Annotated in this window: 18 protein-coding genes; 16 read left to right on the top strand and 2 right to left on the bottom strand. The window is 61.3% G+C overall.

All coding sequences use genetic code 11. The features are described 5' to 3' along the window. Positions 1 to 36 precede the first annotated feature (36 nt). Positions 37 to 933 carry a ferritin-like domain-containing protein gene (locus ACYVKM_RS09150; protein WP_460877287.1) on the top strand — a complete coding sequence of 299 codons (897 nt, stop codon included), beginning with the start codon at positions 37 to 39 and terminating at the stop codon, positions 931 to 933. Here ACYVKM_RS09150 and hpnA read toward each other — a convergent pair whose 3' ends face one another. After that, positions 934 to 1,917, bottom strand: a complete 984-nt coding sequence (gene hpnA / locus ACYVKM_RS09145) for a hopanoid-associated sugar epimerase (protein WP_460877286.1) — start codon at positions 1,915 to 1,917, stop codon at positions 934 to 936. A 353-nt stretch (positions 1,918 to 2,270) separates the two neighbouring features. On the opposite strand from hpnA, the gene ACYVKM_RS09140 reads away from it, so the two are divergent. The 7 genes from ACYVKM_RS09140 (at position 2,271) to ACYVKM_RS09110 (ending at position 10,563) form a co-directional block, all read left to right on the top strand. Next, entirely contained in the window at positions 2,271 to 3,392 is a 1,122-nt protein-coding gene (locus ACYVKM_RS09140; protein ID WP_460877285.1) for a phytoene/squalene synthase family protein, read from the top strand. Continuing rightward, positions 3,389 to 5,365: a squalene--hopene cyclase gene (gene shc / locus ACYVKM_RS09135; RefSeq protein WP_460877284.1), complete on the top strand. Its 1,977-nt coding sequence runs from the start codon at positions 3,389 to 3,391 to the stop codon at positions 5,363 to 5,365. Before ACYVKM_RS09140 ends, shc begins: the two co-directional genes overlap by 4 nt. After that, positions 5,362 to 6,099 (top strand): phosphorylase family protein, encoded by a 738-nt coding sequence (locus ACYVKM_RS09130; RefSeq protein ID WP_460877283.1) that lies wholly within the window; start codon positions 5,362 to 5,364, stop codon positions 6,097 to 6,099. The genes shc and ACYVKM_RS09130 overlap by 4 nt, the downstream gene beginning before the upstream one ends. A 148-nt stretch (positions 6,100 to 6,247) precedes the next feature. Beyond that, positions 6,248 to 6,586, top strand: a complete 339-nt coding sequence (locus tag ACYVKM_RS09125) for a copper resistance CopC family protein (protein WP_460877282.1) — start codon at positions 6,248 to 6,250, stop codon at positions 6,584 to 6,586. A gap of 92 nt (positions 6,587 to 6,678) precedes the next feature. After that, entirely contained in the window at positions 6,679 to 8,334 is a 1,656-nt protein-coding gene (locus ACYVKM_RS09120; protein ID WP_460877281.1) for a copper resistance D family protein, read from the top strand. Positions 8,335 to 8,448: 114 nt separating this feature from the next. After that, the gene (locus tag ACYVKM_RS09115) at positions 8,449 to 9,348 is read left to right on the top strand and encodes a polyprenyl synthetase family protein (protein WP_460877280.1); all 900 of its coding nucleotides are present in this window, start codon (positions 8,449 to 8,451) and stop codon (positions 9,346 to 9,348) included. A gap of 759 nt (positions 9,349 to 10,107) precedes the next feature. Continuing rightward, positions 10,108 to 10,563 (top strand): hypothetical protein, encoded by a 456-nt coding sequence (locus ACYVKM_RS09110; RefSeq protein ID WP_460877279.1) that lies wholly within the window; start codon positions 10,108 to 10,110, stop codon positions 10,561 to 10,563. Between the two features lie 24 nt (positions 10,564 to 10,587). On the opposite strand, the gene ACYVKM_RS09105 is transcribed toward ACYVKM_RS09110, so the two are convergent. Then, the gene (locus tag ACYVKM_RS09105) at positions 10,588 to 12,186 is read right to left on the bottom strand and encodes an MASE1 domain-containing protein (RefSeq protein ID WP_460877278.1); all 1,599 of its coding nucleotides are present in this window, start codon (positions 12,184 to 12,186) and stop codon (positions 10,588 to 10,590) included. Between the two features lie 772 nt (positions 12,187 to 12,958). On the opposite strand from ACYVKM_RS09105, the gene ACYVKM_RS09100 reads away from it, so the two are divergent. The 8 genes from ACYVKM_RS09100 to ACYVKM_RS09065 all read left to right on the top strand — a co-directional run bounded on the left by ACYVKM_RS09100 (position 12,959) and on the right by ACYVKM_RS09065 (position 21,837). Then, positions 12,959 to 13,729, top strand: coding sequence for a gluconate 2-dehydrogenase subunit 3 family protein (locus ACYVKM_RS09100; RefSeq protein ID WP_460877277.1), 771 nt, complete (start codon positions 12,959 to 12,961; stop codon positions 13,727 to 13,729). 2 nt (positions 13,730 to 13,731) lie between these two features. After that, positions 13,732 to 15,501 carry a GMC family oxidoreductase gene (locus ACYVKM_RS09095; RefSeq protein WP_460877276.1) on the top strand — a complete coding sequence of 590 codons (1,770 nt, stop codon included), beginning with the start codon at positions 13,732 to 13,734 and terminating at the stop codon, positions 15,499 to 15,501. Next, complete coding sequence (locus tag ACYVKM_RS09090; protein WP_460877275.1) at positions 15,498 to 16,853, top strand: c-type cytochrome; 1,356 nt, start codon at positions 15,498 to 15,500, stop codon at positions 16,851 to 16,853. Before ACYVKM_RS09095 ends, ACYVKM_RS09090 begins: the two co-directional genes overlap by 4 nt. A 343-nt stretch (positions 16,854 to 17,196) precedes the next feature. After that, on the top strand, positions 17,197 to 17,757 hold the full coding sequence (locus ACYVKM_RS09085; RefSeq protein WP_460877274.1) for a sigma-70 family RNA polymerase sigma factor: 561 nt from the start codon (positions 17,197 to 17,199) through the stop codon (positions 17,755 to 17,757). After that, complete coding sequence (locus tag ACYVKM_RS09080; RefSeq protein WP_460877273.1) at positions 17,754 to 18,536, top strand: anti-sigma factor; 783 nt, start codon at positions 17,754 to 17,756, stop codon at positions 18,534 to 18,536. Before ACYVKM_RS09085 ends, ACYVKM_RS09080 begins: the two co-directional genes overlap by 4 nt. 212 nt (positions 18,537 to 18,748) lie before the next feature. Beyond that, a complete protein-coding gene (locus tag ACYVKM_RS09075) occupies positions 18,749 to 19,753 on the top strand; it encodes an acyl-CoA desaturase (RefSeq protein WP_460877272.1) in 1,005 nt (334 codons plus the stop codon). Positions 19,754 to 19,756: 3 nt separating this feature from the next. Continuing rightward, positions 19,757 to 21,055: an NAD(P)/FAD-dependent oxidoreductase gene (locus ACYVKM_RS09070; protein ID WP_460877271.1), complete on the top strand. Its 1,299-nt coding sequence runs from the start codon at positions 19,757 to 19,759 to the stop codon at positions 21,053 to 21,055. After that, positions 21,052 to 21,837 carry a DUF1365 domain-containing protein gene (locus ACYVKM_RS09065; protein WP_460877270.1) on the top strand — a complete coding sequence of 262 codons (786 nt, stop codon included), beginning with the start codon at positions 21,052 to 21,054 and terminating at the stop codon, positions 21,835 to 21,837. Before ACYVKM_RS09070 ends, ACYVKM_RS09065 begins: the two co-directional genes overlap by 4 nt. Positions 21,838 to 21,842 lie beyond the last annotated feature (5 nt).

Here is a 21,842-nt window from a genome sequence, read left to right as displayed (position 1 = left end):
CATGCATAGCCATGCATTGAAGAGACGAGGTTTCCGATGTCGAACCACGACGCCGTGGCTGCCGCGGACTACTCCATGCGCAACTGGCTGGGTGCCGAACCCGGTCGGATCAAGATCGGTTCGGATGCGCACAAACGGCTGTTCTGCCGCATGCTGCTGGATACGCACAACCCCTACAAACCGGCGGTTCTGGTGTGGCCCAAGCTGAGTCCGGAGACCCTGCAGCGCATCACCTCGCTGCCGATCTGGGATATCGCCGTACAGACCGAGGGGCGTGCCATGCTGCGCGTCGAAACCTATGCCAAAACGGTAACCGCCGACCCATTGCTGTACGAAGCGCTCGTCATGGACGGCGGCGAAGAAGCGCGTCACAAGGTCGTGCTCGGCAAACTGGTCGAAGCCTACGGGATCGCGCTGGAGCCAGAACCGTCCTATGAAGTGCCCAAGGATCCCGAATGGGGCTGGATGGTCACCGGCTACAGCGAATGCATCGACAGTTTCTTTGCCTTCGGCCTGTTCGAATCGGCCAAGCGCACCGGCTATTTTCCGGCGGAACTCGTGGAAACTTTCGAGCCCGTGATCCAGGAAGAGGCGCGCCATATCCTGTTCTTCGCCAACTGGACGGCGTGGTATCGCCGGCAATTGCCCTGGTGGCGGCGTCCGCTGTACTCGCTCAAGGTCCTGCGGGTATGGGCCTTCCTGATCTGGGAACGCATCGGTATTGCCAAGGGCCTGGACAGCAACGGCGAGATGCAGGACGCGAATTTCGCCATTACCGGTCATCAGCAGATCGGCCTGGACCTCAAGCTCGGCGAACTGCTGGATATGTGTCTAACGGAAGACCGGCGCCGCATGAATGGTTACGACCCACGCCTGCTGCGTCCGGCGTTCGTGCCGCGGATGGCACGCTTGGCGCGCTTCTTTGTACGCTAATCACTTGCCCGCTGCGGCTTTGAACCATTGCACGGCGTCTTCCAGTGCAAGGCGCGCGGGACGGGGCGCATAGCCGAGTTCATGCGTGGCCTTGGCACTGGAGAAGAACATGTGCTTTTTCGACATGCGCACTTCCTCGACCGTCGCTATCGGATTCGTCCCGGTCAGGCGGGCCCATGTCTCGGCCATATACGCCACTGGCATCACGGCTGCATGCGGCAAGCGCCACTTCGGTGGCGAACGCCCAGCGATATGCGCGATCTCGATCAGCACTTCGCGCAAGCTGAGGTTGAATCCGCCAAGGATATAGCGCTCGCCCACTGTCCCATGACGGAACGCCAGCCAGTGGCCTTCGGCCACATCATCCACATGCACGATGTTGAGGCCGGTATCGACATACGCCGGCAGGCGCCCGGCGATGGCATCGCGCACGATTCGCCCGGTAGGCGTGGGCTTGATGTCACGCGGACCGAGTGGGGTCGAGGGATTGACGATCACGATCGGCAGGCCCTCGACGGCAAACGCTCTAGCCACTTCTTCGGCGAGAAATTTCGAACGCTTGTAGTGCCCGATCATGTCGCTCAACGCCACGGTCGTGTTCTCGGCGCCGGGGCTGCCGTCCTTGGGGATGCCAAGGGTGGCCACGCTGCTGGTATAGACAACACGCGGTATGCCAACGCGTCTGGCGGCTTCAAGAATGGCGCGCGTACCGTCGACATTGGTGCGGTAAAGTTCCTCCGGCGCCGGTGCCCACAGCCGATAATCGGCCGCCACATGGAACAATGCATCGCAGCCATCACACGCCGGCAGCAACGAACCGGCGCCGGTGAGATCACCCTCGATCACCTCTACATCGAGACCCTGCAAGTTACGGCGGTCCGATGTCGCGCGCACCAACGCACGGACATGATGGCCGTCACGCAGTAGACGGCGCGCTACCGCCGAGCCGACAAAACCGGTGGCGCCGGTGACCAGCGCTTTCACGACAACTTCATCTGATCGGTAGTCCCTTAACGTGTGTGAGCAAGGCTACGTATTCGAATAAGCCACCATTCAGCACTGGCCCTGTATTCGAATAAGTCGCCATAATGCAGCATGTATTAGACAACGATACATTTAACGATGAACGAAGTTATCGTCGCTACTGAAGCACGGCAACCATACTCGTTATCACCTGCCCGCTTCGTGCCCATCCACGTGGCGGTGCGTGCACCGCAAACGCGTTCCGTGTGCAAACGTTTTCCCTTCGCTATTCTTCGGTATGAGTCGAACAGGCAGGTCGAGGCACACCCATGACCGGACCCCACCGTGCCTTCGCGGCAGTGCAAAGCGACGCCTTGGCCTATCAAGACGCCATCCTGCCGAAGGTGTCCCGAACCTTCGCATTGACCATTCCGCAATTGCCGCCGGCATTGCGCGTCGCGGTAACCAATGCCTATCTGCTATGCCGCGTCGCCGATACCATCGAGGACGAGCCCACGCTGTCGGCGGAAGAAAAACAGCGTCACGAGGATGCGTTTGTCGATGCGGTAACCGGCCAGATCGACCCGCAGCGCTTCGCCGCCGAATTGAGCCCTCTGCTGTCGGCACAGACGCTGGAAGCCGAACACGATCTGGTGAATGGGCTGCCGTTGGTACTCCAGGTGACCCGGACCTTGAAGCCCGTGCAACAGGCGGCCATCGTCAACTGCTTGCGGGTGATGTCCCAGGGCATGTGGGATTTCCAGCGCGGCGTTAGTCTGCAAGGCTTGGAAACGTTGGGCGACATGGATCGCTATTGTTACTGCGTTGCCGGTGTCGTGGGCGAAATGCTGACGGAACTGTTCATCGATTTCGAGCCGGGCTTGACGGTGCACCGCGACAGCATGATGCGGTTGGCGGTTTCCTTCGGTCAGGGTCTGCAAATGACCAACATCCTCAAGGACCAGTGGGAGGATCGCAGCCACGGTGCCTGCTGGCTGCCACAGGATGTATTCGCCAGGCGTGGCGTACGCCTGGCAGAACTGCACCCCGGTCAGCAAGGCGCGAACTACGCCGACGCGTTGACCGAACTGATTGGCGTAGCACATGCACATCTGCGCCGTGCGCTCGAATACACCCTGCTCATCCCGGCCCGGCATGCTGGAGTGCGCCGTTTCTGTCTGTGGTCCGTGGGCCTGGCCGTACTCACGCTGCGCAACCTTCATGACAATACCGACTTTTCCTCCGGCACCCAGATAAAGGTTTCGCACAACGCCGTGGCCGGCACCATCGTGCTTACCAGATTGGCCACCAAATACAATTCGAGCCTGCGCTGGATGTTTACGATGGCCGCGCGCCAACTACCGCTGACACCACTGGCGGCGCCGTGGAGCGAACCTGCAGGTTCCGGTCTGGCGTGGCCAAAAAGCGGCATTCCTTATCTCGTCGACACCGACTGGTATAAACAAGAGAACGTCAAAGACGCACGCCAGCGATGAATCCGTCTTCACCCGCCGTTTCTTCAGCTGCCGGCGTCGGCTTCTTTCATGAAACTGAAGCGGGCAGCCTGCATCAGGCCATTGAACGGGCGCGCGTCGCTTTACTGGCGCAACAACGCGATGACGGACACTGGTGCTTCGAGCTCGAATCCGATGGCACGATCACCGCCGAATACATCCTGTTGATGCATTACATGGGCGAAATCGACCATCCACTGCAGGAAAAAATGGTGCGTTATCTGCATGCCATCCAGGCGACGGATACCCACGGCGGCTGGTCGCAGTATCACGGTGGCGCGATCGACGTGTCGTGCACGGTGAAAGCCTACTACGCCCTCAAGGCCGCCGGCGAAAATCCTGCCGCGGAACACATGCGACGTGCACGCGAAGCCGTACTGGCACATGGCGGTGCAGCCAGGTGCAATGTGTTCACGCGGATTCTACTAGCCTTGTTCGAGCAGGTGCCTTGGCGCGCCGTGCCCTATGTGCCGGTCGAAATCATGCTGTTTCCACGTTGGGCGCCTTTTCATATCGAGAAGATTTCCTACTGGGCGCGCACGACCGTCGTGCCGCTGACGATTCTTTGCACGCTCAAGGCGAAGGCGAGCAATCCGAACAAAGTCGGTGTACGCGAATTGTTCGTCACGCCGCCGGAACAGGAGCGCCATTATTTCCTCCATGGTGGCGCATTGAATCGCATGTTTCTGGTACTCGATAGCGTCGGCCGCGCGCTAGATCGTTGGGTGCCGAAAAAACTGCGACAGCGCGCGATCCGCAAGGCCGAAGCCTGGTTCCTGCCGCGCATGAACGGCGAGGACGGCATCGGCGCGATTTTCCCGCCGATGGTCAACTGCTACGAAGCCATGGCGCTGCTCGGCTATCCCAAGGATCACCCAGCGCGACAGACCTGTTTGCGCGCTCTGCAGAAACTGGTCGTCCATCGCGACGACGGTTCAGCCTATTGCCAGCCTTGCGTTTCGCCGGTATGGGACACCGGCTGGTGCGCGCTGGCCCTGATGCACGCCAGCGACAACGCTTCGACACAGACGGCCATCACCCGGGCCTGCGACTGGTTGACCGCCCGACAGGAACTGCAACACAAAGGTGACTGGGCCGCACGCGTGCCTGACGTGGCACCCGGTGGCTGGGCCTTCCAGTACGCCAATGCATTTTACCCGGACATCGACGACACCGCCGTGATCGCCGCGCTGCTGCATATACAGGATCGTCATCACGCAGAACCCAGTCGCCACCGCGTCAACATCGATCGCGCTGCCGATTGGATGATCGCGCTGCAGTCGAAAAACGGCGGCTTTGCCGCCTTCGACGCCGACAATACCCACTACTACCTCAACGCCATTCCGTTCGCCGATCACGGTGCGCTGCTCGATCCGCCCACCGAGGATGTCTCCGGCCGCGTGCTGGCCTGCCTGGGCGTGCTGGCTCGCGCGCAGGATCGCGACAGCGTACGCCGCTGCATCGCCTATCTGCGCGCGAGCCAGCACGCCGACGGATGCTGGTGGGGCCGCTGGGGCAGCAACTACATCTATGGTACGTGGAGCGTACTCGGCGGCCTGGCTCTGGCCGGCGAAGATCCGCAACAACCGTATATCCGCAAAGCGATCGATTGGCTGCGCTCGCGACAGCACGCCGACGGCGGCTGGGGCGAGACCAACGACAGCTACATCGATCCGGCCTTGCGCGGCACCAACCAGAATGTCAGCACGCCTCATTCCACCGCATGGGCGGTACTGGCCCAACTCACCATGGGCGAGGTGCATTCCGGCTCGGTGCGGCGCGGCATCGCCTTCCTGCTCGCGGATCAGCAAGCCAATGGCCTGTGGTCGCATCCATCGCACAACGCACCGGGGTTTCCGCGCGTGTACTACCTCAAGTACCACGGCTACGCGGCGTATTTCCCGCTATGGGCGCTGGCTCGCTATCGACAACTATTGCGGCTGGCTGAGCCTTGAACGAGGCGACAGTCATTCGCTCGGTAGGCATCGTCATAGCGCTCGCGGCGGAGGCCCGCGCGTTGACACCGCACGCAGTGCATCCCGATTGCATTACCCCACTCGCCGACGGTGCCGGCCTGTGGCTCAGTGGCATGGGGCCGATTGCCGCGCGCCGCGCAGCGCAAGCGCTCGTCGATGCCGGCGCAACGGCCTTGGCCATATTCGGTGTCGCCGGTGCGCTGCAGACCGACTTGCGCAGCGGCACGCTGGTTTGTCCTGAGCGGATCGTCGACGACAAAGGCGCCGATTTCCTGCCGGATCCCATCTGGCGTACACGTCTGTTGCTGCAATTAGCCAAGGCGGCCCTGCCCGCACCGGAGACTGGCACCTTGCTCAGCATGCCTACGCCGTTGCTGACACCCACGGTGAAAACGGCGATGCGCGACCGCCATGCAGCGATTGCGGTAGATATGGAAAGCGCGGCCGTCGCCGAAATCGCCAGAGATTACGGCCTGCCATTTGTGGCGTTGCGCGCCATCATCGACGAACTGCACGACACGGTTCCCGCCGCGCTGCATGCGAGCGTCGATGCGTGGGGACGCCCACTGCCGCTCGGCTTGATCGCGGCCTTGAGCCGTCATCCGTCGCTACTCATCCAATTGCCTGACCTGCACGGACGCATGTCACAAGCCCTACGAACATTGCGTGCTGTAGCCGAAGCCACATCACCCACCTTGGGCTGGGATAAATGACCATTGCCGTCGCACCACACTCAACATGAACACGCAGGGCTCGACTTTCAACGCCTATACTGACTAACCGTTTTGCATCGCCACCCTTTGCAGCCATGCTTCAGCGGAGAACAGCCTCATGTCCATGCGTCATCGGTTCGGAACTCTCATGTTCATCGCGGCTTGCGCCTTCACCAGCACGTCCGTGTCCGCGCACGCCATCCTGGTCGACAGCTCACCGAAACCGAACGGTACGTTGACCGCAGGCCATGTGGTGCTGATCTTCAAGTACAACAGCAAGATCGACCAGAGTCGTTCGCGATTGACGCTGATACGACCCGACCATAGCGAAACGGTCTTGCCCATAGCACCTGACAGCAAGCTCAACGAACTGGACAGCAGCACCGAACTTGCGCCGGGCGCCTATGTGGTGCGCTGGCAGGCACTGGCGCTGGATGGGCACATCACTCGCGGCGATGTGCCCTTCACTGTGATTGCCAAGCATTGATCGGGCATTGTCGCGGAGATAACGCTCCCCAGGCTTCATGTCCTCGAATGAAATCCGGCGTACCAGGAAATCCTTAGCCAAGGCGATCGCTCGTGACCCTTCTCGTCGATATCTTCGGTTACCTCAGCATCATCCTGCACGGCCTGGTCATCGTGGCCCAATCGATGACGCTTGGCGGCGTGTTGTTCCTGGCCTTTCTGCTGCGCCCCTTCGCTGGCCTCATATCGCAAAGCCATGAGTTGCAACGACGCGTAGCACGCCTGACCATGTTCAGCGCGGCGGGATTGGTTCTTGCCGAGCTTGCCGGCAATGCACTGCAGATCGCGGTACTGATGGCCACGGTGGAGCTGCCGTTTACGAACGTGATCCAGGCGTCCTTCGCCATCGCCGGCGGCGTCAAGATTCTCTGCGCGTTACTGCTGATCCCCTGTCTAAGCACGCGCTTTTCAACCTCCCGCGCATCTACACCGCTTGCGCTGCTGATATGCGCCGTAGAGCTGACTGCCGCCACGTTCACCACACATGCCTATGCGCGCTTGAACAACAACACGCTGCTGTTGGCCGTCGAGTGGTTGCATCAGTTCGGCGCAGCCATATGGATCGGCGGTATTCCGTGCTTCGTCCTCGTGCTCGGCCGGCTGCACGACGCCGACGGCTGGCGCCTGGTCGGTGCGCGCTTTTCGCGCATGTCGATGATCGGCGTGGGCTGCATCGTGGCCTCCGGCGCCACCATGAGCGTGTTCTACATCGGCAGCCTGCAGGGCTTCTATGGCACCGCCTACGGCGTGATGGTGGGCGCCAAGATCGCCATGTTCCTCGCCCTGCTCGCTCTGGGCTTGAGCAACTTCCTGGTCACCGAACGGCTGCGCAAGAAGCAGGACGCACCAGTGATGCGCCTGCGCCGCTTCGCCGAGATCGAGATCGGCATCGGCTTCACGATCTTTTTCGCCGCGGCGTCGCTGACCTCCGTGCCGCCGGCCGTCGATCTCACCACCGATCGCGTCAGCCTGCACGAGATCGCCGTACGCAACGCGCCAGCGTGGCCGCGGCTCAGCTCGCCCGACCACGACCAGCTGGCGGTTTCGCAATTGCAGGCGCAATTGGACAGTGAGGCGGCTCACTCCCACCGAGCCGCCGCACTCGCCATCGTGCCGGGTTCCGGCATCCTGCCACCGCGCAATGCGCAGGATATCGCCTGGTCGGAATACAACCATCACTGGGCCGGCATTTTCGTCCTGCTCATCGGCTTGCTGGCCCTGCTCAATCGCGCCGGAGTCGGATGGGCAAAGCACTGGCCACTGCTGTTCCTCGCTTTGGCCGCCTTTCTGCTGGTGCGTTCGGATCCCGAGGTATGGCCGCTGGGCAATGAGGGATTCTGGGCGGCATGGCGCGATGTGGAAGTCGCGCAGCATCGGTTCTTCGTGCTGCTGATCCTGCTGTTCGGCATGTTCGAATGGGCGGTACGTACCGGACGACTGCACAACCCCAAAGCAGCCCTGGTGTTTCCGCTGCTGGTTTCCGTGGGTGGCGCGATGCTGTTGACACACACTCACCAGATCTCCAACGTCAAGGATCAACTGCTGATCGAACTGACGCATACGCCGCTGGCTCTGTCGGGCGTGGCGGCAGGTTGGGCTCGCTGGCTGGAGCTGCGCCTGCCGGGACGCGGGGGACAGATCGCCGGCTGGGTATGGCCGGTGTGCTTTTTGTTTGTCGGCGTCATCCTGCTCTGGTATCGCGAAGCATGAAGATCAAAGCCAGGCCTGCAATGATAAAGTCGTACGACGGTCGTCTAACCTGGCACTTCCCATCGTGATTCATGCCGTGATGCCCATCACCTCGACGCCTATCTCGAGTACCCCATGAACCTGATTTCCGAGGTTTCCGCTTTCGACACTCGCGTGCCCGCCCATCTGCATCGGCTGGAGCACGCCATGGATGCCTGCCTGCCGTCAGTTGACACCGATCCAGATCGGCTCCATCAGGCGATGCGTTATGCCTGCAACGGCGGCAAGCACCTGCGCGCGCTGCTGGTCTATGCCTGCGGCGAAGCATTGGGCGTCGAGCCCGAACGGCTCGACCCGCCAGCTTGTGCCGTCGAATTCATCCACGCGTATTCGCTGGTGCACGACGATCTGCCCGGCATGGATAACGACGACCTGCGACGCGGACATCCGACGGTGCACAAAGCTTTCGACGAGGCGATCGCGATCCTGGTCGGTGACGCCCTGCAGACGCTTGCTTTCGAAGTGCTGGCAAGTGCGGATACGCTCGACGCAGAACAGAAAGTCCGAATGATCAGCTGCCTGACGCTCGCTTCCGGCTCGCTCGGCATGGCCGGTGGCCAAGCCGTAGACATGGCCTCGGAAGGCAGCATACTGAGCATCGAGCAATTGGAATCGCTGCATGGCCGCAAGACGGGGGCGCTCATTCGTGCCGCCTGCCAGCTTGCCGGGATCGCTGTCCGAGCGCCTGACTCCGCGAGGCAGGCGCTTGACTGTTACGGAAAATTTCTTGGTCTGGCTTTCCAGATCCAAGACGATGTGCTGGATCAGATAGCCGATACCGCAACCTTGGGCAAGACCGCTGGCAAGGACCAGGTCCAGCACAAATCAACTTTCCCATCCCTGCTCGGCCTGGCACAGGCACAGCACCGTGCCGCAACATTGTTCAATGAAGCGCGCGCCGCTGCCCACAGAATTTCCAACGATCCCGGGCCTTTGCTATGGCTCACGGACTATATCCAGCAACGTGATCACTGAGAGCTTGTTCATAGTCTTGTGCGCAAAAAGGGAAGCGGATGCCGCGATGCAAATAGCGGCCCAAGCGCTCTGTGGCGATATCGCGTCCATAGATGTCTGACAAGATATTTTCATGGGTGGCGTGTCCAATAACTCTATTGCGGTTACTGGATAGCGTATACGCGCCAAACGATGGATCGAAAAATCTTTGAGTCAGCCGTTCGATTTTGTCAGTCAATGACTGACCAACACCGGTACATCACAGTTACATGGATGCTGGAACGTCGGCGCGCCCAGAAATCGAGGGGACGCCGCCTGCCCTTCAGGGGCATCAATTCGACGTGATGGGCAGCCGCCCACAAAACCATGCGACGTCCCGGTCGAACTCGGTCAATAACCAAGCGTCATACTGGGTTGGACCTATGAGCCGGACCCGCTGCTCCGCTTTTCCAGACCATGCCACGAACACATTCGATCGCCGGAACTCGGCGTCCGTGATCCTCAGTGGATTGAACTGCGGACCGGCTTCGACCATGAGCCATGCCCGGTTGGACCCGCAGAAGGGGATACGGATTTATGCCAGCCACGTCAACCACAATGGCATACTTATGATTTTATAAGTTGCTGTTTTTATTGATGTTATACTAGTGGCCGATTCCGAAATCGGGCAACCACTCTCCGAACGTGGCGCAATCACCGCTTCCCCCTAGGACTGGATGCTAGATTGAACGACGCAATGGACTGCCATCAAACCATCACTTCACACCATAGGGGAACACCATGCAAAAGAAGTCTGTTCTTGCCGTTCTCGCTTTGCTGACCATGTGCTTGTCGGGCACTGTCTTTGCACAAGCCACTACCGCCGGCCTTGGCCAATCGTGGCCCAACACGAAAGACGTTTCCACAAGCCCGAACTACCATGTATTTGTTTTCATGCTGGCGGGAATCCGCTACATCCAGGTGAACGATTTTTACGGGAACATCCTGGGAAGTGTCGGAACGGCCAACGGTCAATACATCACGTTGCCCATCGGCCGGTTCGCTCAGCAGGTCGCGACTCCTCAACAGCCGGCCACGACCACGAATGCAACGCCCGCGGCTGCGCCCGCATCGGTTTACAACGATGGCACTACGACCATTACTGCCACGCCAATGAGCGACGGCACGCTCCGTCTCAACGCGGCAGCGGCGCAAACGCAATGTGACCCGGTGGATTGCAACATCAAAGTGCAGTAAACGCCTGCATCTGTCCCGGCGACATCAGTCGCCGGGTTGGATGGGATCGAGCAGCAGCACGCTGACCCGCTTTCCACTTGCCAGAGCCCGAACCCGTGCCTTCCCTTCAAACGTGGCCGCACGGTCCACGATGGCCGTGTGCCCCACCCCGCTGGTGGCGCGTTGCAGTCGCGGAAGCAGCACATCCCAACGAATGTGTGGCAGCCGAACGGGATTGGCGCGCATGTCGATTTGAATCACCACCCAGCGCCGGTGATGCTGCCCGCATCGAATGAGCACGTGGATATCTGACACGTCCTTGCCAGAGCACGCATCCGCCACGGCTTCACCAATGATGCGATACACCGCCAAGTGGATCGCATGCGGGAACGTGCTGAGCTGCCCGCGTAGTTCGCACCAGTAGGCCATCCCCGCCTCGTCCAGCATCCTGGCCAACTGCCCTTCACGCAATGCACTGGGCAGCCCGCGTTGGCGGATCTGAGCGGGATACAAACCATCGGCCAGTCGATACAACTGATCTTGGGCAACCAGTGCCTGACGCTGATAGCCATCCTCATCATCAATGGCAGGTTGCAAGCGGTGTAACCGGCTCGCCATCAAGACCAGGACCAAATGGACAGAATCCCGGATCTGATCCAATGCCAGAGCCGTATTCCTCAGTTGGGCTTCACCCAAGTTCACATTGCGTTGCGCCAGTGCCAACGCATGGCGCATGTCCGCCCGCTCTTGTTGCGCGCGGCGATCAAGGACGGCGATGCGTGCCCCCACCAGCAGCATGGTTGAGATCGCCATGGCGACCAGTGTTTCAGCTTGAAGCGTCGAATGATCGTTGCGGGCTGGCATCATTATCATGATGCCGACGCTCGCCAGTGTGCCGCCGACGGCTGCACCTTTCCATCCGTGCCGAAGCGCAAGCCAGATGACTGGCAAAAACATAGCCATCTGTGAAAGCTGCTGAGCGTGTGGATTGTCAGCCCCCATCCAGACCAAGAACGCCAGCATGGGCACCGCAAAGAAAACGGCATCGAACAACAGCCGGTTTTCACCGATGCCATGAATCACTCGACGCCAGCTGCCGTTTGCTTCCACAAAGAGCTGGTAGAACACCAACGTGATGGGCGTGATGGTGAGGATGCCCAGGAAGTTGCCCAAAATCAGCTGCGCGAGGATTTGTCCATAATGAAGCACGTAGCCCGGCGCGAAGGGCGTGATCAGGATTTGGCCCATGGTGATTGCCGTTGCGGTGCAAGCCACCAGCAAGGAGCAGAGTACCAAGGCGCCCATGTTGACGGAGAGCCGATGGGGGAATAGCCGCCATCGTTCGCGGAACAGCCAGACAATCGGGATGAAGTAGCAGATCGAAGGTACGAGGTTTACGACAGACCACAGCAGTCCAAACTGGTGGTAGCAACTGATGCTCACGTATGCCAGGCGCCCTGCATCACCCACCATCAGCGCAGGCCAATATTTGTATTTGGTCAGCAGGAGAACGCTGAGGTGAAAGCCGGTGAGGATGATCCAGTGTGGGATCGACAACTGACGAAACAGAATCAGCGCGGTGCAGTAGGCAACGGCGATCGCGAGGTTTCGAGTCCAGGCATTCGACCAAAATCCACCTTGCATCGTTCCACCCCTTAAATGGAAATTCCTGACGCCTGACAGCCGGCTAAAACCGCCTGGTCGCACCGTTATGCGGGTGACCCCCAAGGAGACCTGCGCATGGTTCTTTCACTGGTCCAGTCTAGCGTAGCGCAGTGCTGCCCGGGATTCAGCCATGCAAAGTGTGTGGCGGGTCGTGAAGACGATTTCACGCGAGAGTCATGCGATAACTAGAGCTGCCGGGAAGTCCGTGGCGCCCGCTGCGGGCCCGCTGCAGCATGGAGCCGCTCAGCGCCCCACTCCCGCCGTACTGACGTAAGTTTGCGACCGCCCCAGCACGACCACGCCGACCCCAATGTGCTGAGGAAAACTGGTTCTCGGGGCGATACAGGGGCTTGAGGGCTTGCCCCCACCGCCTTCTTGTCGCCATGGCCCCGCTCCATGGACTGCCCGAATCGCAAGTAATTCACGCAAGTACTTTCCGCCCATGATTGGACGGCCTCCATGTGGCAGCTGTCGATAGCCAAGGCCCTGCCGACCCGCCGCTGTGTTTCAGCCCCAAAGCCAGTCCATATCCGGGGAATGCAATTCCGTCGCTGTCGCTGGCATGGAGTAACGAAGAGATAGCCTCACCCGGGGCGTCCCATATGGCACCTGCATAGGGTGGATTCGAATAGCTATGCGTGCTTTTGCGATTGCCTGAGAGCCAATGGCACCGTCTTGCCGGATTTTGACGTCACCTTCATCTGCGTAAGCCTCGACTATGGCGATCCGTGCAGAACGCTGGAGAGCTGATATGGCTGAGCGAATCGTGGGGCGGCGCGAGTTTCTGCTGGGTGTTGCGGTCGCCGGAACAGCCATCATTGCCAAGGCGGCTGCCGTTCACGACGGTGAGCTGGGCGCGCCGCCGCAAACGATCAAGGGCGGCATGCCCTGGGTCGAGGGAACCGCCGATTCGCCCCCCGGCGTCAGCGGTACTGATTTCAAGTTTTTTACGGCGGCCGAGCGCGCTTTCGTCGAGGCAGCAGTGGACAGGTTGATCCCCAGCGATCCGGTGGGACCCGGCGCGGTCGAAGCCGGCGTGCCGTTTTTCCTCGATCGCCAGTTGGCCGGACCATTCGGTCGCGGCGATCACTATTTTCTTGGGGGGCCCTGGAAAAAGGGCGCACCCGAGCAGGGTTATCAGAGCCGGTTCAGTCCAGCCCAACTGTATCGCGCCGCCATTGCCGCGGTAGATCGCCACGTCACGGGCAGCTTCAAAGGTGCGACCTTCGCCAAGCTCCCGGAAGCCGACCGCGATGCCGTGCTCAAGGATCTGGAAAGCGGAAAAATCCGGCTCGATGGTGGCGTCGACAGCAAGGCCTTTTTCGCAATGCTGCTGCAGAACACCAAGGAAGGTTATTTTTCCGACCCGATTTACGGCGGCAACAGGGACATGGCTGCCTGGAAAATGATCGGATTTCCCGGCGCCCATTACGACTACAGCGAGTGGGTGACCCGTCATGGCGAGAAGGTCCCCTTCCCCACGGTTGGTTTCAAGGGCCGGCCCGGCTGGAAGGAGGCCTGAGCATGGTCACGACACTCAAGCCTGTCGATGCAGTGATTGTGGGATTCGGCTGGACTGGCGCCATCATGGGCCAGCAGCTTTGTGATGCCGGACTCGAGGTGTTGGCGCTGGAACGCGGCCCATGGCGCGACACATCAACGGATTTCGCTACCGGTTTTGCGCAGGACGAATTGCGCTACATGTGGCGCCACCACCTGTTCCAGAACGTCAGCGACGACACCCTGACCATTCGCAACAACACCAGCCAGGATGCGTTGCCGATGCGCCATCTCGGTTCCTTCCTGCTCGGTACGGGTGTGGGCAGCGGCGGCGTGCACTGGAATGGACAGATATGGCGCTTCCTGCCCAGCGACTTCCAGGCGAAGTCGCACAACCAGGAGCGATACGGGGCGAAGTCGGTCACCGATTACGATCTCAGCGTCCAGGACTGGGGCGTGACCTATGACGAGCTCGAACCGTTCTACGACCAGTTCGACAAGCTCTGTGGCACCAGCGGCAAGGCCGGCAATCTGAAGGGGCAGATTCAGCCGGGTGGCAATCCGTTCGAGGGCGCCCGGGCGAACGAATACCCGACGCCACCGATGGCCCAGACCTACGGCCCCACCCTGTTCGGCAAGGCCGCCGCGGAGCTTGGCTATCATCCGTTTCCGCACCCGACCGGCAACATGTCGCAGGCCTACGTCAATCCGCTCGGTGCCCAGCTGGGCAAGTGCACGTATTGCGGTTTCTGCGAAAAATTCGGCTGCGGCAACTATTCCAAGGCCAGTCCGCAGACCACCGTCCTGCCCTACCTGATGGCCAAACCCAACTTCACGCTCAAGACCGAGTGCGAGGTCCTGCGGGTGGATCTGACACCGGACAAGAAGCGCGCCACCGGCGTCACCTACGTCAACAGCGCGGGTGAAGAGTTCTTCCAGCCAGCGGGTATCGTGATTCTGTCCGCCTATATTTTGCAGAACGTGCGCCTGCTGTTGCTGTCCGGCATCGGCCGGCCCTACAACCCGCAGACCGGCGAAGGCGTGGTCGGCAAGAATTACGCTTACCAGACCATGTCGTCGGTGAACGTATTCTTCGATGACAAGCTGATCAATCCATTCATCGGTGCCGGCGCGCTGGCGACAGTCATCGATGATTTCAACGGCGACAACTTCGACCACTCGGGGCTCGGTTTCATCGGCGGTGCCTACGTTGCCGGCATGGTCACAGGTGGGCGACCGATCGAGATGATCTACACCCCGCAAGGAACGCCAGCCTGGGGGCTTGAGTGGAAGCACGCGGCTGCGAAGAACTATCTGCGGTCGTTCTCTCTGAGCGTGCATGGCTCGTGCATGAGCCATCGCGGCAACTACCTGGATCTGGACCCGACCTACCACGATGTCTACGGTCGGCCGATGTTGCGCATGACGTTCGACTTCACCGACAACGAACACAAGATGTCGGACTACATCACCGATCGCGCCGCCGACGTGGCCAGAGCGATGAACCCGCGCGAGATCAAGCTCAACCGCCGCACCGGTTCGTGGAGCGTCACGCCCTACCAGACCACGCACAATACCGGCGGCGCCATCATGGGTGATGATCCGAAGACCAGCGTGGTCAACAAGTACCTGCAGTCGTGGGACGTGTCGAACGTGTTCTCGATGGGTGCCGGTGCATTTCCGCAGAACGCGGGCTACAACCCGACCGGCACGGTCGCTGCCCTCGCCTATCACTCCGCCAACGCGATCATTACGCAATACCTCAAAAAACCCGGCCCGCTGGTGCAGTCATGAGCACGAAACGAGTGGTTGGCCGCGCGTTGTGGATCGTGCTTGGCGCGATCGTCGTGTTGGCGGTCCTGATTGGCTGGAACCTGAGCGAAATCGCCACGCAGCCGGCGCAGCCGGTAAAGTCGATTGCCGCCGCAGCCTTGCTCAGCCAACCCATCCCGGACGCGACGCCGCAAGCCGAGCAGGTGCGGCGGGGGCAATATCTGGTGGCAGTGGGCGATTGCATGTCCTGCCATCTGCGCGCTGGTGGTGAACCATTCGCGGGTGGGCTGGGGTTGAACACGCCGTTCGGCGTGATCTATTCATCCAACATCACTTCCGATACCGAGACGGGTATCGGTGCGTGGACCACCGACCAGTTCTACCGCGCCATGCATGATGGAACGAATGCGCATGGGCAGAAACTCTACCCGGCCTTTCCCTATCCGTGGTTCAACCACGTCAGCCGTGCCGACGACGATGCCATCCTGGCTTACCTGAAGACAACGCCGGCGGTGCATTACACGCCACCCGCCAATCATCTGCCCTTCCCGCTCGACATCCGCGCCATGGTGGGTGGCTGGAACCTGCTGTTCTTCAGGAAAAGCGAATTCAAGGAGGACCCCAGTCAGTCCGCAGAGTGGAATCGGGGGGCTTACATCGTCAATGGCCTGGGCCACTGCAGCGCCTGCCATACCGCCAGGAACATGCTCGGTGCGGACAAGAGCGGCCACGCTTTCGAAGGTGGCGTGCTGGAGGACTTCGTGGCACCGGATCTGACCGGCAATCCGCGCACCGGGCTGGGCGCATGGAGCCTGGATGACATCACCGAATATCTCCACACCGGCCGCAATGCGCGCGCCGGCGCGGGTGGCCCGATGGCCGAAGTCATCACCTATTCGACATCGCTCATGACCGATACGGATCGCCACGCCATCGCGACCTATCTGAAAAGCCTGCCGGCCAGCGCCAACGAAACGCCGTCATCGCCTGACGCGGTCGCCATGAAACGCGGTGCTGCGGTCTATTCGGACGCCTGCACCGGTTGCCACCTGGAGAACGGCGTGGGCCAGCCCAGGCTGTTCCCACCGCTGGGAAAGAACGCGGTGGTGCAACAGAACGACCCGACCGGGGTGATCCATCTGATCCTGGCTGGCGTGCGCATCGGCCCCGGTGCCAACCGCCCTTCGCCGCTGTCGATGCCGAGCTTCGCATGGAAGCTGACGGACCAGGAGGTCGCCGACGTGACGACGTATCTGCGCAACAGCTGGGGAAACCAGGCGAATCCGGTCAGCTCGTCGCAAGTGCGGGAGCTGCGGAAGAAACTTGACCTTCAGGCCCTGCACCTCACCGACAATTCCGGCGATCACGATTGAGCCGGTTGACGTGACTGCCTGGCACAGGTACCACAGCATTTGTCCTTCACCCCCGACGCGTGCGTCTGGGAAGTTGCAGCCAGATCCTCCACTACTCCGGTGACAACCCGCTGTTCGGCGCGTGCCATTTTCGATCAACACAAACGGCGTCGTGGGCGCACGGCCATACCGGATCAAGCGTGCCGGCATCGTCTCCAACGCCCCTATGGCACCGTGCAGCGGGATTCCCATTCACTTGCCACTATGCGACACCGCCTTCATGCTAGGAGCGATACCTTGGCGGGCGCGCCGTGCTTCATGTCTGCGGAGCCAGCACTTTTCATGATCACAGGATGGCTTTCTCATGAGTGTCACCAGCCCCACCGAACGTGACGAGCTGAACCGGCTGTTGATGCAAACGGGTCGCGATGACCAGAAGGCCTTTGCCGAACTCTACAAGCGCACTTCGTCCAAGCTTTTTGGTGTGTGCCTGCGCATGCTGCGTGATCGCGGCGAAGCCGAGGAAGTGCTACAGGAAACCTATGCCACGGTATGGCGCCGGGCCGCTGGGTTCGATGCGGCAAAGGCCAGCGCGATCACCTGGCTGGTCACGCTGTCACGCAACAAGGCGATCGACCGCCTGCGCCAGCATCGCGAGGAATTGCTGGATGACCCATCCCGGCTGGAAGAAACCATCGACGAACAGCCCACGCCAGCAGCCGATGCCGAGACCAGCCAGGAGTATCGTCGTCTGGAGCGCTGCCTCGATGAACTGGAGCCGCAGCAGCGCTCCTCGGTGCGTGAAGCCTTTTTCACCGGAGCTACGTATAACGAATTGGCGACACGCTGCAAGGTGCCGCTCGGAACCATGAAAAGCTGGATCCGTCGCAGCCTCATGCAACTTCGCACGTGCCTCGATCAATGAATACGCCCATCGAAGACGGCAACAACCATCTGCGTTACGCCGAGTACGTACTCGGCGTGCTCGACGCCGATATGCGTGCCGAAGTGGCGCACGAAGTGCTTATCTCGGACGAAGCCGCCATCGCTGTGGCCTTGTGGCAGCGTCGCCTTATGCCGTTGACCGACACGATCGTCGACGTCACCCCGGCGCCGTACGTGTGGGCGCGGATTCACGACGCACTGCAACTGGATGCACCCGCCAGTGTGATACCCCGCAAGGGGCTGTGGGACAACCTGCAGCTGTGGCACTGGCTCGGCATCGGCGCCAGCATCGTGGCTGCCGCCCTGATTGTCGTGGTATCCCTGCCCCGCCTGGCGCCCGCACCACCCGTGGTCAACGCCGCTTACATGGCCTCGACGATCCAGCAGGACAACGGATCCACCGGCTGGACGGCCACCATGGATCTGCAGCACGCGCGAATGGTCGTGGTACCGGCGACGCCGATGGCCTTTGCACAGGGCCGCGCACCAGAACTGTGGCTGATTCCAGCCGGCGGAAAGCCAATATCCGTGGGCATGATCGCGCGCGACAAGCCCACCACGCTGGCTCTCGACCCCGCCTTGCTGGCGCGACTCGGGCCGACTGCTGCACTTGCTGTCTCAGTGGAGCCGCTGGGCGGCTCACCGACCGGTCAACCCACGGGCGCAGTCATCGCCAAAGGGGCTATCACTGGCGCACCTGATAGTGGGAGCAAGGTGGTAGCGATCTACGTTCAGGCCACCGGAAGCACATCAACCTGATCGAGATATGACGCATTCCACTGCATGACCCTCGCGCCGGCATTGTTCCGGCGCGATCTTTTTATGCGTCTACCTGCAACTAACAAAGCCTGCCACACGCCATTAGGCAGCGGGTGCCTGATTTACCGGATTGCCAGCCGATACCGGCATGCATGCATCCGTATTCCCATTCGCCCCGTACCTATCAATGACACGCTGATAGGCACACCCTCATGGCACTCTCCAAACCGATCCTGATGCCGCCCCCTCACGAGGCAGAGTCATCGACGCTCGCCGCAGAAACTCCGGACGCACGGGGATCATGGCTGGGGCGGAGCGTACGCCGCTGGGTCGATACCGCCCCCAGTGGCGAACTCGACGAGGCAACCGCCGATCGCATCGACTGGTTACGGGCCGCTCCATTCGTCGCGATGCATCTGGCTTGCCTGGGTGTGTTCTGGGTCGGCGTGTCACCAATCGCGCTGATCGTGGCGGGAACGCTCTACGTAGTGCGCATGTTTGCGCTGACCGGGTTCTATCACCGCTACTTTTCACACCGCACATTCCAGACCTCGCGCGCCGTGCAGTTCGTGTTCGCGCTGATCGGTGCCTCCTGCGTACAGCGCGGACCGCTGTGGTGGGCAGCGCATCACCGCAACCATCATCGGCATGCCGACACTACGCGCGACCCGCATTCGCCGGGCGTGTGGGGTTTCCTGTGGAGTCATGTCGGCTGGTTCCTCACCCCGCGCAACTTCCGCACCGACCTGTCACGAGTGCCGGATCTGGCGAAATATCCGGAACTGCGCTGGCTGGACCGTTACGACATCGCCATCCCGGTCGTGCTTGCAGTCTGCCTGTATGCGCTGGGCGTACTGCTGCACCATGCCGCGCCGCAGCTGGGCGCCACGGGTGGGCAGATACTGATCTGGGGATTCTTCGTCTCGACCATCGTGCTGTTCCACGCCACCGTCACGATCAACTCGCTGGCACATCGCTTCGGCAAGCGTCGCTTCGACACCAGGGACGACAGTCGCAACAACGTATGGCTGGCGCTGCTCACCTTCGGTGAAGGCTGGCACAACAATCATCATTTCTTCCCGGGTTCGAGCCGGCAAGGCTTTCACTGGTGGGAAGTCGACCTGACCTGGTACGGGCTGAAATTGATGTCTGCAGTCGGCCTGGTGCGTGGGCTGAAGCCGGTGCCCGCCTGGGTACTGACCAAGGCGAGGAGCTGAGACATGCGCATCGCCGTGGTGGGATCAGGTATCGCGGGGCTGGCATCGGCATGGCTGCTGTCGCGCCGGCACGATGTGACGCTGTTCGAGGCCAACAGCTATTTCGGCGGCCACACGCATACCCATGACGTGGTGCAGCACGGTCGCAACTATCGGATCGACAGCGGCTTCATCGTGCACAACCCGAGTCATTACCCGTTGCTGACCCGGATGTTTGATCAGCTGGGTGTGGAATCGCAACCCACCACGATGAGCTTCTCTGTGCACAACGAAGCCAACGGGCTGGAATACAACGCAGCCACGCTGGATACGCTGTTCTGCCAGCGTCGCAACCTGTGCTCACCGCGATTCATCGGCATGGTGCGCGACCTGACGCGTTTCTATCGTGAGGCACCGGCGTTGCTGGATTCGCCCGGGGAAGGCCCCGCCCTGGGCGATTATCTCGCCGAGCACGGATACGGTGCCGCGTTTCGCGACGAGCATCTGGTGCCGATGGCTTCGGCGCTGTGGTCCTCGCCGGCCACCCAGATCCTCGGCTTCCCCGCCCGCTACCTGGTGCAGTTCATGGCCAACCACCAGATGCTGCAGGTCAGCGACCGTCCGCAATGGCGGGTGGTACGCGGTGGTTCGTCGAGCTACGTGCAGGCGTTGCGTGCGCATTGGCCGGTACGAGAGCGCCTTGATTGCGTGGTACGTTCGATCCGCCGCCATGCCGATGGCGCCGTGGTGGAGAGTGCTGCGGGCGTCGAGCACTTCGACCAGCTGGTGCTGGCCTGCCACAGCGACCAGGCGCTGGCGCTGCTGAGCGACGCGAACGAGCGCGAACACGCCATTCTCGGTGCGATGCCTTACCAGGCGAACGACACCGTACTGCATACCGACGCCAGCGTGCTGCCGGTGCGCCGCAAGGCGTGGGCCGCATGGAATGCGTGGCTGCCTCGCGACCCCAGCGAAGCCTGCACTGTCAGCTACTGCATGAACCTGTTGCAGGGCGTCGAATCGCCTGAGCCCTTCGTGGTCACGCTCAACCGCACGGCGGCGATCGATCCGGACAAGGTGCTGGCACGCATGCAGTATCACCATCCGGTTTACAGCCACGCTTCGGTGGCCGCGCAGATGCGCAAGGCCGAGATCCAGGGGCAACGACGCACCTGGTTTGCCGGTGCGTATTGGGGCTGGGGCTTCCACGAGGACGGCATGCGCAGCGCGGTCGAAGTCGCTGAAGCACTCGGCGTGCGCTGGCCGGTGGGCACGGCATCCCTCCATCTGGTGAAGCCACGTGGGCAGGAGATGGCAGCGTGAACGCCGAAGAGGCCCATGCGACTGCGCCGCTGGCGAGCGCCGTCTACGAAGGTGTAGTGCGCCATCGTCGCCTCGTGCCACACCCGCATGTCTTCGATTACAGGATGGCCCAGCTTTATCTGGATCTGGATGAAGTCGATCGCGTGTTCAAGCAGCGCTGGCTGTGGTCCAGCGAGCACGGCAACGTCGCGCAGTTTCGTCGCAAGGATTACCTCGGCCCGGTGGAGCTGTCGCTGGCCGAAGCTGTGCGCCAGCGTGTCGAACAGGCCACCGGTCATCGGCCGGTTGGGCCGATCCGCCTGCTGACTCACCTGCGTTACTTCGGCTACGTGTTCAACCCGGTCAGCTTCTACTACTGCTTTGCCGAGGACGGTGTGACCCTGGTCTGTATCGTGGCGGAGATCACCAACATGCCATGGCACGAACGCCATGCCTATGTGCTGCCGGTCGAGACCGCACAGATGCACGGGCGTGCCATGCACTGGACCTTCCCCAAGACCTTCCACGTATCACCGTTCATGCCGATGGCGCGCGAGTACGGCTGGCGCTTCACCGCACCGGCTGAGGACCTGCATGTGCACATGGATGTGCTGCGCGACGGCCAACGCGAGTTCGACGCCACCCTCACCCTGCAGCGGCAAGCCTTGACCGGCGCCTCGCTCGCCCGCGTGTTGTGGCGCTACCCGCTGATGACCGCCCAGGTCGTCGGCGCCATCCACTGGCAGGCGCTGCGACTGTGGCTGAAACGCAACCCCGTCCACGACCATCCGCAACCGCTTTGAGGTCC

It is taken from the genome of Rhodanobacter koreensis (assembly GCF_054782855.1).
The sequence above is the reverse complement of the archived record's forward strand: the minus strand, read 5'-3'. Positions and strand labels throughout refer to the sequence as shown.